Raw genomic sequence first — 12,580 nt, forward strand, 5'->3', positions numbered from 1 at the left:
GTCCGCGTGGCGGCGGCGCTGAGCGGTGACCGGATCGGGTGGGGTGCCTCGTCACGGCTCCCTCCCGAGCGCCTGCGGCGCTCCCGCCAGACCCGAGCCAGGAGCCGTGACGAGGCACCCCACCCGCTCCTCGAGTTCAGGAGGGGATCCTTCTTCTGGAGGGGACGACGGCACCCTCCCGATCCCCTCCGGAAGGCCAGCGGAGGGGGGTCAGCTGTCGAAGACGCGGACGAGTTCCTCGATGAACGCGCCGAAGTCGGTGGAGCGGCGGATGAGCCGCTGCACCTCCGCCCGCTCCGAGAAGACCTCGACGAACTGGTCGAAGACCGACTGGAAGGTGCTGCGGCCGGCCGACGCGAACGCGATCATGGCGATGACGTTCACCCGCTGCTCGCCCCACTGCATGGGCACGTCGTTGACGACGATCGCGATCGAGGTGCGCCGCGCGCTCATCGCCATGGCGTGCGGCACGGCGAGGTTGTCGGTGAAAGCCGTGGAGCTCATCCGCTCGCGCTCGATCGCGCCCTCGACGTAGGCGTCGTCGATGATGCCCTGCTCGGTCATCCGCTCGCCGAGGAGGCGGATCATCGCCGACTCGTCGCGCGCGTGGAGATTGCGGAAGAAGAGCGACTCGTCGAAGAACTGCAGCAGCTCGTCCTTGATCTGCGCCCGACGGCGATGACGCCGGACGCCCGCGATCGCGCGGCGCACCGCCTCCACGTCGTGATCGGTGAGGAACGGCTGCACCACGACGACGTCGTCGGCGTAGGGGCGCTCGTCGATCGTGGTGATGACGAGATCGGCGGTCAGTCGGTCCCAGTCGACGTCGCTCCGGGTGATCAGGGATCGCACCTCCACCTCGGTGCCGAGGGAGCGCTCGACCCGGAGCCGCAGCATGTGCGCGAGGTCGTAGTAGTTGGGGCAGACGATGACGCACGACAGCCGTTCCTCGCGCCGAGACACCCGCTCGAGGAACGAGCCGACGTGCAGAGCGATGTAGGCGATCTCGTCCTCGTTCACGAGGATCCCGCGGCGGCGCTGCAGCCCCGAGGCGAGGAAGACGGCGATCTCGTACGTCATCGGGAAGCTGGTCTTGATCGAGCGGGTCAGCGGGTTGCGGGAGTAGCCGCCCTCGGACGCGCGGGCGATCAGGTTCCGCACGTGCAGGGCCAGGCGCACGATGAAGCCCTCGTCGTCGAGGTCGACGAGGTACTCGCGGTTGACGTCGGCGACGAGCGCGCGGACGACCGCGAGGTCCTCGGGGTCGACGTAGTTCTCGACGACGGCGGCCACCGGCTCGTTCTGGCCGGGGGTCGCCACGCGGGTGGTCATCAGGATCGCGAGCTGCGCGAGCTCCGCGTCGGTCAGCCGCGTGGCGAAGTGGCGCTCGACGAGGTCGGCGAGGAGTGCCGCCAGCTCTCCGTGCCGACCGGGGGAGGGGCGGGAACCGGAGGCGTCCCCGATGCCGCGGGAGACCCGGTCGACCGCGATCGCGATGTGCAGCAGCACGCTGTTCACGCCGTAGTCGTTGATGTAGTAGCCGCGCTCCTCGAGCGCCGCGAGCAGCTCGGTCTTGAACGCGCCGAGGCCGGGGGAGGCGAACTCGCGCTGGACGTCGTCGAGGGTGAAGACGCCCTGGGCGCTCTCGTCGCGGAACATCCGCGAGATGAGGCGGCGCCGGGCCTCCTCGCTGCCCTCCAGTCGGACGGAGGAACCGCTGCGGGCGAGGGCGAGCCCGGCCTCGTCGGCCAGCGTCTTCACCCGGCGGAGGTCCGCCTCGACCGTCGACTCGCTGACCGAGAGGTCGTCGGCGAGGGCGAACAGGTCGAGCCCGTCGTCGGAGTCGACGAGCCGCCGGACCACGGCGTAGAGCCGATCGCGGGGGGTGTCGGGCTCGGTGTCGCGGCTGCGCTGCGCCTCCAGGAACGCGGCGTAGACGTCGCGGGCGAGGCGGTAGCCGTTCGCGGAGGACTCGACCGGCTCGAGCGGCGCGGCCTGCGTCTTGACGGCGGTGACGTAGCTGCGGACGCTGCGGGTCGTCACTCCCAGCCGGTCGGCGAGCTCGTGCGCCGTCACCCAGCCGTCCGCGCGGGAGAGGTACTCCAGCAGGCGTTCGCGGTTGTCAGGCATCCAGGGGGCTCCAGGCGCGAAGGGGGATCTCGGAGAGCGCTTCCGCCCCGCCGCGGGCCCGCTCGTCGCGAGGTCGGCGAGTCGTCGGTCCTCGCAGTCAACCATCTGCGGGGCGGCCCGGGAAATCCCCGCGCCGACGCCGTGGAAGCGCTCTTCCGGCCCCGCGGAAGATTCTCTGCTGGAGCCCTCCGCCCCCGGACGGGGATGATTCACTGAAGTACGACACGGGCGCGAGGAGGCGGATCACGTGCGGAAGATCCTGATCGTCTGCGGTGCGGGAGCGTCGAGCACGTTCCTGGCGCACCGCTTGCGAGCGGGCGCGAAGGAGCGCGGCATGGACGCCTCGTTCCGGTCGGAGACCCTCACCGGTCTCGCGGACTCCCTCCCGGAGGCCGACGTCCTCCTGGTGGGTCCGCACCTCGAGTCGCAGTTCGACCGACTCCGCCTGCGTGCGGAGCGAGTCGGAGCCGCGGCCGCCCTCCTCCCGCACGACGTCTTCGGAGTGCACGGTGCCGCCACCGTGCTCGACACCCTCCCGATCCTCTTCGCCGCTCGCGCGGTCGGGGCGGGGGCGGACGGGGATCCCTCCGTCCGACCGGCACCGGGCACCGAGCCCGACGCCGGCCACCACTGACGCAGCCACCGCTGCAGATCCCAAGGAGAAACGTTCATGGTCGAGCGCACTGTTCAGGTCGCATCGTCGAAGGGCCTCCACGCCCGCCCCGCCTCGCTCTTCAGCCAGGCCGCGGCGAAGTCGGGGCAGAAGGTCCTCGTCAAGAAGGGCGACGCGACCGCGGTCAACGCCGCGTCGATCCTCGGGATCATCTCCCTCGGCATCGAGCACGGCGACGACCTGACCCTCACGGTCGAGGGCGACAACGAGCAGGCCGTCCTCGACGAGCTGGCGACGTTCTTGACGACGGACCACGACGCCTAGGCCCCACCCGCACCCCCCACTCGATCACCCCCGCTCTCTCACCGACGAGAGCACGACAGGAACCGAGCACTCATGACGCTGTCCACTCCCCACACCGCCTACGCCTCCGCGAAGCTCCAGGGCACCGGAGTCGGCCGCGGACTCGCCCTCGGGCCGGTCCTGCGCATGCCCGAGCCGCTGCCCGAGCCGGAGGACGTCGCGAGCACTCGCACGCCGGTCCAGGAGGAGGAGCGCGCCGTGTCGTCGCTGTCCGCGACCGCTGCGACCATCCGCCACCGCGGTGAGCGCGCCGGCGGGTCGGCCAAGGACGTGCTGGACGCGCAGGCGCTGATGGCGGAGGACCCGTCGCTCGCCGACGACGTGAAGGCGCGCATCGGGAACGGCAAGACCGCGGAGCGCGCAGTGCACGAGGCGTTCGCGGGCTTCCGTGATCTGCTCGTCGCGATGGGCGGCTACATGGCCGAGCGCGCGACCGACCTCGACGACGTCTCGCAGCGCGTCGTGGCGCACCTGCGCGGAGTGGCCGCCCCCGGCGTGCCCGAGTCGGACGAGCCCTTCGTGCTCGTCGCTCGCGACCTCGCGCCGGCCGACACCGCTCTGCTGGATCTCGACAAGGTCCTCGGACTCGTCACGAGCGACGGAGGCCCCACGTCGCACACCGCGATCCTCGCCCGCGAGAAGTCGATCACCGCCATCGTGGGCACCACCGGCGCACTCGATCTCCGCGACGGACAGCTCGTGATCCTCGACGCGACGACCGGCGTCGTCACGGTGAACCCCTCGGACGCCGAGATCACCGAGGCGAAGGGCGCGATCACGGAGCGCGCCGAGCGTCTCGCCGCTCCCGTCGTCCCCGGCGCGCTGGCCGACGGCCACGCCGTGCCGCTGCTCGCCAACCTCGGCTCGGCCGACGGCGCGCAGGGAGCCGTCGAGCTCGGCGCGGAGGGCGTGGGCCTGTTCCGCACCGAGTTCCTCTTCCTCGATGCGAAGGAGGCGCCGACCGTCGCCGACCAGGCCGAGCAGTACACCCGTCTGCTCGCCGCGTTCCCCGGCAAGAAGGTCGTCGTCCGCGCGCTGGACGCCGGTGCCGACAAGCCGCTGAGCTTCCTCAACGACGACCACGAGGAGAACCCCGCCCTGGGACTCCGCGGACTGCGCGCGCTCCGTGCCAGCGAGCAGATCCTCCGCGACCAGCTCACCGCCCTCGCGCAGGCCGACGCCGCGACGGACGCCGACCTCTGGGTCATGGCGCCGATGGTCGCGACCGTCGACGAGACGCGCTATTTCACCTCGATGGCGCGGGAGCTCGGCATCCGCACCGCGGGCGTGATGGTGGAGGTCCCCTCCTCCGCCCTGCTCGCCGATCGGATCCTCGGAGTCGCGGACTTCGCCTCCATCGGGACGAACGACCTCACCCAGTACACGCTGGCCGCCGACCGGATGCTGGGCACCGTCTCGGCCTACCAGGATCCGTGGCACCCGGCCGTCCTCCGCCTCGTCGGCGAGGTCGGGCGCGCGGGAGCCGCACTGGGCAAGCCCGTCGGCATCTGCGGCGAGGCCGCCGCCGACCCCCTGCTCGCCGTGGTCCTCGTGGGCCTCGGCGCGACGACCCTCTCGATGTCGCCGTCGGCCCTCGCCGACGTGCGGGCCGAGCTGGCCGAGCACACCCTCGAGGACGCGAAGCGGTTCGCCGAACTCGCCCTCGCGACGGACAGCGCCGCCGCGGCGCGGTCCGCCGTCACCGAGGCGATCGCCGCCTCCTGATCCCCGGCCTCCGGGCCGCCCGCCACGCACCACCTCCCCCTCTCACCACCCCCTCATCACGACCCGCCCGCAGGGACCCGGCCGCCTCAGGAACGACCGGGACCCCGCACCAAGAATCGGAGAACACCACATGACAACGACGTCAGCGACGTCGACGCGCGGTGGAGCGCGCGTCCACGTCCAGCGTTTCGGCACCTTCCTCTCGGGGATGGTCATGCCGAACATCGCGGCCTTCATCGCCTGGGGCTTCATCACGGCCCTCTTCATCGAGACCGGATGGCTCCCGCTGCTCGGTGTCGACGCCACCTGGGTCCAGCAGTTCGGCGGCTGGAGCAGCGACCCCGACGTCGTGAACACCGGCCTCGTCGGCCCGATGATCACGTACCTCCTCCCGCTGCTCATCGCGAACACCGGTGGCCGCATGGTCTACGGCGCCCGAGGCGGAGTCGTCGGCACCATCGCGACCATGGGCGTCATCGTCGGCGCCGGCATCCCGATGTTCATCGGCGCCATGATCATGGGCCCGCTCTCGGCCTGGCTCATGAAGAAGGTCGACGCGATCTGGGACGGCAAGATCAAGCCCGGCTTCGAGATGCTCGTCAACAACTTCTCGGCCGGGATCCTCGGCCTCCTGCTGGCGCTCGTCGCGTTCGCCGGTGTCGCTCCGCTCGTCGAGGGCCTCTCGGCGATTCTCGGCGCCGGAGTCGAGTGGCTGGTCGGCGCGGGCCTGCTCCCGCTGACGAGCCTCTTCATCGAGCCCGCCAAGATCCTGTTCCTCAACAACGCGATCAACCACGGCGTGCTCACCCCGCTCGGCGTGCAGCAGGCGGAGGAGACCGGCAAGTCCTTCCTCTTCCTCCTCGAGGCGAACCCCGGCCCCGGCCTGGGCGTGCTCCTCGCCTTCGCGATCTTCGGAGTCGGCGCCGCCCGCGCCTCCGCTCCCGGCGCCGCGGTCATCCACTTCATCGGCGGCATCCACGAGATCTACTTCCCGTACGTGCTGATGAAGCCGGCCCTCCTCGCCGCCGTCATCCTCGGCGGCGCGACCGGTGTCGCCACGAACGTCGCCTTCAACTCGGGCCTTCGCGCCCCGGCGTCGCCCGGCTCGATCATCGCGGTGCTCCTGCAGACCGCGAACGACAGCTTCATCGGCGTGATCCTGTCGGTCATCCTCGCGGCCGCCGTCTCGTTCGCCGTCGCCTCGGTGATCATCCGGGCCGGCCGCAAGAGCGACCTCGCCGCAGCGCAGGAGGGCGACGACAAGCTCGCCGCCGCCGTCGCCGCGAACCAGGCCAACAAGGGCAAGGACAGCGCCGTCGGCTCGCTCATCAACGCCGGCGGAGCCAACACCCCGCAGGACTCCAGCGGTGCCTCGGTCGCGGGAGCCACGGCCACCGCCACCCAGGTCCGCAACATCGTGTTCGCCTGCGATGCCGGGATGGGATCGTCCGCCATGGGCGCCTCCGTCCTGCGCAACAAGATGAAGAAGGCGGGCTTCGAGGACGTCACGGTCACCAACAAGGCGATCGCGGCCCTCGAGGACGACGTCGACCTGGTCATCACCCAGGCCGAGCTGACCGAGCGCGCCCGCCAGCGCACGCCCGGCGCGATCCACGTCTCCGTCGACAACTTCATGAACAGCCCGAAGTACGACGAGGTCGTTTCCCTGGTCCGCGAGCAGCACGGCCAGTAGCCCGAGCGGCCATCCAGTAAGCACGACGAGGGAGCCCGTAGGGTGCGACGAGGCGGACACGCTCCGCTCGCCCCCGCGGGCTCCCTCGCCTGTTCCCACCATCGGAAGGACTGAAGCCATGAGCGAAGTGCTCACCATCGGACAGATCAACGCCTCCGGCACCGCCACCACGAAGGAGGCCGCCATCAAGGAGGCCGCCGACATGCTCGTGGGAGTCGGCGCGGTGACGCCCGCCTACCACGAGGCCATGCTCGCCCGCGAGGCGACCGTCTCCACCTACATGGGCAACCTGCTCGCGATCCCGCACGGCACCAACGATGCGAAGGACGAGATCCGCTCCTCCGCGCTGTCGTTCGTCCGCTACGGACAGCCGATCGACTGGGACGGCAACGAGGTCCGCTTCGTCGTCGGCATCGCCGGCGTGAACAACGAGCACCTCGAGATCCTCTCCAAGATCGCCATCATCTTCTCGGAGGAGGACGAGGTGCAGAAGCTCCTCGACGCCCCCGACGCGCAGGCGCTCTACGGGCTCCTCGGGGAGGTCAACTCCTGATGCCCAAGGCCGTCCACTTCGGCGCCGGCAACATCGGCCGCGGCTTCGTCGGGCTGATCCTGCACGGGGCCGGCTACGAGATCGTCTTCGCCGACGTCAACGCCGCCCTGATCGACCAGCTCGCCGCCGCCGACAGCTACGAGGTGCACGAGGTGGGGGAGGAGTCGGTCACGCACGTGGTCGACCGCTTCCGCGCGATCAACTCGGCCTCCGACGAGGAGGCGCTCGTGCGCGAGATCGCGACGGCCGATGTCGTCACCACGGCGGTCGGCCCGAACATCCTGCGCTTCGTCGCTCCGGTGATCGCCAAGGGCCTGGCCGCCCGAGCGGAGTCGGCGCCGCGGCTGAGCGTGATGGCCTGCGAGAACGCGATCAACGCGACCCGCCTGCTGCAGACCGAGGTCGCCGCGAACCTCGGCGCGGACGAGTGGGAGACGCTGCGGTCCCGCGCGGTCTTCGCCGACACGGCCGTCGACCGCATCGTGCCGAACCAGGAGCCGGGGCAGGGCCTGGACGTCACGGTCGAGAGCTTCTTCGAGTGGGTCATCGACCGCACGCCCTTCGAGGGCGGCGAGCCGGAGCTCCCGGGAGCGACCTACGTCGACGACCTCGAGCCCTTCATCGAGCGCAAGCTCTTCACGGTCAACACCGGGCACGCGACGGCGGCCTACGTCGGCTTCGCCGCCGGAGCGCACAAGCTCTCGGACGCTCTCGCGATCCCGGCGGTGCACGACGCGGTGAAGGCGGCGCTGGAGGACACGAAGGCGCTCATCGTCGCGAAGCACGGCTTCAGCGACGAGGAGCAGCAGGCCTACCTCGAGAAGACGCTCAAGCGCTTCGGCAACCCGTACCTGACCGACACCGTCGACCGGGTCGGCCGCCAGCCGCTGCGCAAGCTCTCGAGGCACGAGCGCTTCATCGGCCCGGCCGCCGAGCTCGCCGAGCGCGGGCTCGTCCCGTCGGGACTGCTCACCGCCGTCGGAGCCGCACTGCGCTTCGACGTGCCGGAGGATCCGCAGAGCGTCGAGCTGCGCGAGAAGCTCGCGTCACTGTCGCCGGAGGAGTTCGTCGCCGACGTGACCGGGCTCGCTCCCGAGCACCCGCTGTTCCCGCAGCTGGTCGAGGTCGTGCGCGCCTAGCGTGCTTCCGCCGGGACTCCGCGAGTCCCGCACCCGCGACGAGATCCCCTGCCACGGCGGGGGATCTCGTCCGTTCGGGCCCGAGGGTCAGAAGAGGCGCCAGCGGGTGAGCGGCCACGCGACCGCGAACACGCGCCCGACGACCCGCTCGACGGGCACCGTCTTCACGCACGAGTCGATCGGCCCGAGTGCGCCGCGGCACAGCCCTAGGGAGTCGTTCGAGTTCGACCGGTGGTCGCCCAGGACGAAGAGCGTCCCCTCGGGCACCGTGTACTCGTCGAAGCACCGCGTCGACCGGACCTCGGTCGTGCAGGTCGCGCCGTCCCCGAACGGGAAGTCCTCGAACACGTAGTCCTCGTCGAGCGGCTCCCCGTCGACCAGCACGCGCCCCTCGGCGTCGCAGCAGGACACGGTCTGCCCACCGGTGGCGATCACGCGCTTCACGAGGAACTCCTCGTGCGACGGGCCGATGCTGGTCACGTCGCCGAAGTACTTCACCGCCTCGGGGAGCGGGCTCCCGACGGTGTCGGTGGCACCCCACTCCTCGTCGCGCGAGAAGACGACGATGCGGCCGGTCGTCGGATCGCCCTGCAGCGCCGCCGTACGGTCCACCAGGATCCGGTCGCCCCAGAAGCCCCCGCCCTGCAGGGTGCGCTCCATCGAGCCGGTCGGCACGGTGTACACCTTCACGAAGAAGGTCTGGACCAGCGCGATGACGACGATCGCGCCCAGCACCGTCACCAGGGGATGCGAGTACCAGCGTCGCCGCTCGTGCTCCGACGACTCCCGATTGCGCGCCATCCGCGCTCCCTCCGCTCGACTGCAGTCAGCCTAGGCGGCGGGCCGGCGGAGTCCGGCTGAGGCGCGTACCGGTGGGCGTCCGGAGGAGGGAGGCCGCGACACGCCCGAGGTGGCGGAGGAGGCCGGAATCGCGTAGCATCGACCCTTGGTGTTTTGCGCGTGCTCCGGCACGCCCGCACACCGCATCCCGGGCACTCGCCCGGGGGAGGTTCGTCGCGGAAACATTCGCACGACCAGTACACACACTACTTCCGAACGACAGTGAGGCTATGGCCAAAAAAGACGGTGTCATCGAAATCGAAGGTGCGGTTGTCGAGGCGCTCCCCAACGCGATGTTCCGCGTGGAGCTGACCAACGGACACAAAGTTCTCGCCCACATCTCGGGCAAGATGCGTCAGCACTACATCCGGATCCTCCCCGAGGACCGCGTGATCGTGGAGCTGAGCCCTTACGACCTGACCCGCGGCCGGATCGTCTACCGCTACAAGTAGGCGTTCGCCCCGCTCCGTTCGCGACGTGCGTGTCCTGTAAGGAACGGCCCCGGCATCCGCCGGGAGCACGACGCCAGCGAAATCAAGGAACAGAACCATGAAGGTCAACCCCAGCGTCAAGCGCATCTGCGACCACTGCAAGATCATCCGCCGCCACGGCAACGTGATGGTCATCTGCAGCAGCAACCCCCGCCACAAGCAGCGCCAGGGCTAGTCCCGACCGCTGCTCCCCGCAGGGAGCGCCGGGGCGGTCCGCCGCCCCACGACAGAACCACAGAACCGCAACGTCACCAATCGCGCTGCATCCCCGCTCCGGCGGCGGATGAACGGCGAGGACACCCCCGGTGGAGGCCGGGGCACCGACGTTGCATCACACCTCCACTCACTCAACAGGAGAAGCCACAATGGCACGTCTGGCAGGAGTAGACATCCCGCGCGAGAAGCGCGTGGAGGTCGCACTGACCTACATCTACGGTGTCGGCCGCACTCGGGCGCTCGCGACCCTCAGCGACACCGGGATCGACGGCAACATCCGCGTCAAGGACCTCAGCGACGACCAGCTCGTCGCCCTCCGCGACCACATCGAGGGCAACTACAAGGTGGAGGGAGACCTCCGCCGCGAGGTCGCCGCCGACATCCGCCGCAAGGTCGAGATCGGCTCGTACGAGGGCCTCCGCCACCGTCGCGGCCTCCCGGTCCGTGGACAGCGCACCAAGACGAACGCGCGCACCCGTAAGGGCCCGAAGCGCACCGTCGCCGGCAAGAAGAAGGCCGGCCGCAAGTAACGCGGGCGACACGGACCTAGAGGAGATACACATTGGCTACCCCCAAGTCGGCCGCTCGTAAGCCGCGCCGCAAGGAGAAGAAGAACATCGCCGTGGGCCAGGCCCACATCAAGTCGACGTTCAACAACACGATCGTCTCGATCACCGACCCCTCCGGGGCCGTCATCAGCTGGGCCTCGTCCGGTGGAGTCGGCTTCAAGGGCTCGCGCAAGTCGACGCCGTTCGCCGCTCAGCTCGCCGCCGAGTCGGCCGCGCGCCAGGCTCAGGAGCACGGCATGAAGAAGGTCGACGTCTTCGTGAAGGGCCCGGGCTCGGGTCGCGAGACGGCGATCCGCTCCCTCCAGGCCGCAGGCCTCGAGGTCGGCTCGATCAACGACGTCACGCCCCAGGCGCACAACGGGTGCCGCCCGCCCAAGCGCCGTCGCGTCTAGCACCAGCACTCGCAGCCGCCGGTCGGCCGGCCCCGTCCTCCGCGGCGGGGGCCGGTCGACCGGCGGATCGCGCATTTCTTTCACAACTTCATACCTCGCAAACGCACGTGTCATATAGCGGACACGTGATCGAAAGGAATCAACAGTGCTTATCGCACAGCGTCCGACGCTCACCGAGGAGAACATCTCGGAGTTCCGTTCCCGCTTCGTCATCGAGCCCCTCGAGCCCGGCTTCGGCTACACGCTCGGCAACTCGCTGCGTCGCACCCTGCTGTCCTCCATCCCGGGCGCCGCTGTCACCAGCATCCGGATCGACGGAGTCCTGCACGAGTTCACGACGGTCCCGGGCGTCCGCGAGGACGTCACCGAGATCATCCTGAACATCAAGGGCCTGGTCGTCTCCTCGGAGCACGACGAGCCGATCACCGCCTACCTGCGCAAGCAGGGCGCCGGCCAGGTCACCGCCGCCGACATCTCGGCTCCGGCCGGTGTCGAGATCCACAACCCGGAGCTCGTCATCGCCACACTGAACGACAAGGCGAAGTTCGAGCTGGAGCTCACGATCGAGCGCGGCCGCGGCTACGTCTCGGCGACCCAGAACCGCAGCGAGTTCTCCGAGGCCGGCCAGATCCCGGTCGACTCGATCTACTCGCCCGTGCTCAAGGTCACCTACCGCGTCGAGGCCACCCGTGCCGGCGAGCGCACCGACTTCGACCGCCTGGTCGTGGACGTCGAGAGCAAGCCGGCCATCACGCCGCGCGACGCGATCGCCTCCGCCGGTCGCACGCTTACCGAGCTGTTCGGACTCGCCCGCGAGCTGAACAACGCGGCCGAGGGCATCGAGATCGGCCCCGCGCCGGTCGACGCCGTCCTCTCGACCGAGCTGTCGATGCCCATCGAGGACCTCGACCTCTCGGTGCGCAGCTACAACTGCCTGAAGCGCGAGGGCATCAACAACGTCAATGAGCTCGTCGCCCTCTCGGAGACGCAGCTCATGAACATCCGCAACTTCGGTCAGAAGTCGGTGGATGAGGTCAAGGAGAAGCTGACGGAGCTCGGCCTGTCGCTCAAGGACTCGGTCCCCGGGTTCGACGGCGCCCACTTCTACAGCTACGACGACGAGAGCATCTAGGTCTCCGCTTCCGGAGCCTGCGGCTCTTCGCGACCGACCTGCTGACACCCCTTTAGTACTGGAGTAAACCCATGCCCAAGCCCACCAAGGGCCCCCGCCTCGGAGGCGGTCCCGCACACGAGCGTCTGCTCCTCGCGAACCTGGCCGCGGCCCTGTTCACGCACAAGAGCATCAAGACGACGGAGACCAAGGCCAAGCGCCTGCGTCCGCTCGCCGAGCGTCTCGTGACGTTCGCCAAGCGCGGCGACCTGCACGCCCGTCGTCGCGTCCTCGCGACGATCGGCGACAAGTCCGTCGTCCACGAGCTCTTCACCGAGATCGCTCCGCTCGTCGCCGAGCGCGAGGGCGGCTACACCCGCATCACGAAGATCGGCCCGCGCAAGGGCGACAACGCCCCCATGGCGGTCATCGAGCTCGTCCTCGAGCCCGTGACCCCGAAGGCGAAGAAGTCCCGCACCGCGACGGCGCCCGTGGCGGCTCCCGTCGAGGACGCGCCCGTCGAGGAGACCGACGTCCAGGACGCTCCGGCCGAGGAGGCCGCGCCCGCCCAGGACGCTCCCGTCGAGGACGCCCCGGTCGAGGAGACCAGCGAGACCAAGTAGTCCCGCGCGATCCGCGAGAGCCCTCCGTCCTCCGGGACGGGGGGCTCTCGTCGTCTCCGCTGGTGGCGCGGAACGTCGCATACGATGGCGTGATCGCGCCGGTTCGGCGCTACCGCGCCACA

14 protein-coding genes are annotated in these 12,580 nt (G+C 70.0%); 12 read left to right on the forward strand and 2 right to left on the reverse strand.

The features are described from left to right. Positions 1 to 210 precede the first annotated feature (210 nt). Complete coding sequence (locus ASF48_RS04670) at positions 211 to 2,130, reverse strand: BglG family transcription antiterminator (protein WP_055787131.1); 1,920 nt, start codon at positions 2,128 to 2,130, stop codon at positions 211 to 213. 247 nt (positions 2,131 to 2,377) lie between these two features. Here ASF48_RS04670 and ASF48_RS04675 point away from each other — a divergent pair, with 247 nt between their 5' ends. The 6 genes from ASF48_RS04675 (at position 2,378) to ASF48_RS04700 (ending at position 8,216) form a co-directional block, all read left to right on the forward strand. Next, positions 2,378 to 2,764, forward strand: coding sequence for a PTS sugar transporter subunit IIB (locus ASF48_RS04675; RefSeq protein WP_055787134.1), 387 nt, complete (start codon positions 2,378 to 2,380; stop codon positions 2,762 to 2,764). A gap of 36 nt (positions 2,765 to 2,800) precedes the next feature. Beyond that, on the forward strand, positions 2,801 to 3,067 hold the full coding sequence (locus tag ASF48_RS04680) for an HPr family phosphocarrier protein (RefSeq protein ID WP_055787137.1): 267 nt from the start codon (positions 2,801 to 2,803) through the stop codon (positions 3,065 to 3,067). 72 nt (positions 3,068 to 3,139) lie between these two features. Further along, positions 3,140 to 4,831, forward strand: a complete 1,692-nt coding sequence (gene ptsP / locus ASF48_RS04685) for a phosphoenolpyruvate--protein phosphotransferase (RefSeq protein WP_082480982.1) — start codon at positions 3,140 to 3,142, stop codon at positions 4,829 to 4,831. Positions 4,832 to 4,961: 130 nt separating this feature from the next. Beyond that, a complete protein-coding gene (locus ASF48_RS04690) occupies positions 4,962 to 6,524 on the forward strand; it encodes a PTS mannitol transporter subunit IICB (protein WP_055787142.1) in 1,563 nt (520 codons plus the stop codon). Positions 6,525 to 6,642: 118 nt separating this feature from the next. Beyond that, entirely contained in the window at positions 6,643 to 7,077 is a 435-nt protein-coding gene (locus tag ASF48_RS04695) for a PTS sugar transporter subunit IIA (protein WP_055787145.1), read from the forward strand. Beyond that, the gene (locus ASF48_RS04700; RefSeq protein ID WP_055787151.1) at positions 7,077 to 8,216 is read left to right on the forward strand and encodes a mannitol-1-phosphate 5-dehydrogenase; all 1,140 of its coding nucleotides are present in this window, start codon (positions 7,077 to 7,079) and stop codon (positions 8,214 to 8,216) included. Before ASF48_RS04695 ends, ASF48_RS04700 begins: the two co-directional genes overlap by 1 nt. A gap of 87 nt (positions 8,217 to 8,303) precedes the next feature. Here the strand turns inward: ASF48_RS04700 and lepB are convergent, their stop codons facing one another. Next, on the reverse strand, positions 8,304 to 9,017 hold the full coding sequence (gene lepB, locus ASF48_RS04705; RefSeq protein ID WP_055787155.1) for a signal peptidase I: 714 nt from the start codon (positions 9,015 to 9,017) through the stop codon (positions 8,304 to 8,306). Positions 9,018 to 9,286: 269 nt separating this feature from the next. Here lepB and infA point away from each other — a divergent pair, with 269 nt between their 5' ends. The 6 genes from infA to rplQ all read left to right on the forward strand — a co-directional run bounded on the left by infA (position 9,287) and on the right by rplQ (position 12,458). Further along, on the forward strand, positions 9,287 to 9,508 hold the full coding sequence (gene infA / locus ASF48_RS04710; protein ID WP_022883252.1) for a translation initiation factor IF-1: 222 nt from the start codon (positions 9,287 to 9,289) through the stop codon (positions 9,506 to 9,508). Positions 9,509 to 9,605: 97 nt separating this feature from the next. Next, complete coding sequence (gene rpmJ, locus ASF48_RS04715; protein WP_055787164.1) at positions 9,606 to 9,722, forward strand: 50S ribosomal protein L36; 117 nt, start codon at positions 9,606 to 9,608, stop codon at positions 9,720 to 9,722. A 190-nt stretch (positions 9,723 to 9,912) separates the two neighbouring features. Then, positions 9,913 to 10,293 (forward strand): 30S ribosomal protein S13, encoded by a 381-nt coding sequence (rpsM, locus tag ASF48_RS04720; RefSeq protein ID WP_055787167.1) that lies wholly within the window; start codon positions 9,913 to 9,915, stop codon positions 10,291 to 10,293. A 32-nt stretch (positions 10,294 to 10,325) separates the two neighbouring features. Next, a complete protein-coding gene (rpsK, locus tag ASF48_RS04725) occupies positions 10,326 to 10,724 on the forward strand; it encodes a 30S ribosomal protein S11 (RefSeq protein WP_055787170.1) in 399 nt (132 codons plus the stop codon). 145 nt (positions 10,725 to 10,869) lie between these two features. Beyond that, entirely contained in the window at positions 10,870 to 11,856 is a 987-nt protein-coding gene (locus ASF48_RS04730) for a DNA-directed RNA polymerase subunit alpha (RefSeq protein ID WP_055787173.1), read from the forward strand. A gap of 71 nt (positions 11,857 to 11,927) precedes the next feature. Next, positions 11,928 to 12,458 carry a 50S ribosomal protein L17 gene (gene rplQ / locus ASF48_RS04735; protein ID WP_055787176.1) on the forward strand — a complete coding sequence of 177 codons (531 nt, stop codon included), beginning with the start codon at positions 11,928 to 11,930 and terminating at the stop codon, positions 12,456 to 12,458. Positions 12,459 to 12,580 lie beyond the last annotated feature (122 nt).

The sequence above is a fragment of the Rathayibacter sp. Leaf299 genome, from assembly GCF_001423055.1.
Taxonomy (GTDB): domain Bacteria; phylum Actinomycetota; class Actinomycetes; order Actinomycetales; family Microbacteriaceae; genus Rathayibacter; species Rathayibacter caricis.

Excerpts from the sequence above, each read along its gene's own strand:
- ASF48_RS04670 (WP_055787131.1), bottom strand. The coding sequence starts at position 2,130 with ATGCCTGACAACCGCGAACGCCTGCTGGAGTACCTCTCCCGCGCGGAC.
- ASF48_RS04680 (WP_055787137.1), top strand. The coding sequence starts at position 2,801 with ATGGTCGAGCGCACTGTTCAGGTCGCATCGTCGAAGGGCCTCCACGCC.
- ptsP (WP_082480982.1), top strand. The coding sequence starts at position 3,140 with ATGACGCTGTCCACTCCCCACACCGCCTACGCCTCCGCGAAGCTCCAG.
- ASF48_RS04690 (WP_055787142.1), top strand. The coding sequence starts at position 4,962 with ATGACAACGACGTCAGCGACGTCGACGCGCGGTGGAGCGCGCGTCCAC.
- ASF48_RS04695 (WP_055787145.1), top strand. The coding sequence starts at position 6,643 with ATGAGCGAAGTGCTCACCATCGGACAGATCAACGCCTCCGGCACCGCC.
- ASF48_RS04700 (WP_055787151.1), top strand. The coding sequence starts at position 7,077 with ATGCCCAAGGCCGTCCACTTCGGCGCCGGCAACATCGGCCGCGGCTTC.
- lepB (WP_055787155.1), bottom strand. The coding sequence starts at position 9,017 with ATGGCGCGCAATCGGGAGTCGTCGGAGCACGAGCGGCGACGCTGGTAC.
- infA (WP_022883252.1), top strand. The coding sequence starts at position 9,287 with ATGGCCAAAAAAGACGGTGTCATCGAAATCGAAGGTGCGGTTGTCGAG.
- rpmJ (WP_055787164.1), top strand. The coding sequence starts at position 9,606 with ATGAAGGTCAACCCCAGCGTCAAGCGCATCTGCGACCACTGCAAGATC.
- rpsM (WP_055787167.1), top strand. The coding sequence starts at position 9,913 with ATGGCACGTCTGGCAGGAGTAGACATCCCGCGCGAGAAGCGCGTGGAG.
- rplQ (WP_055787176.1), top strand. The coding sequence starts at position 11,928 with ATGCCCAAGCCCACCAAGGGCCCCCGCCTCGGAGGCGGTCCCGCACAC.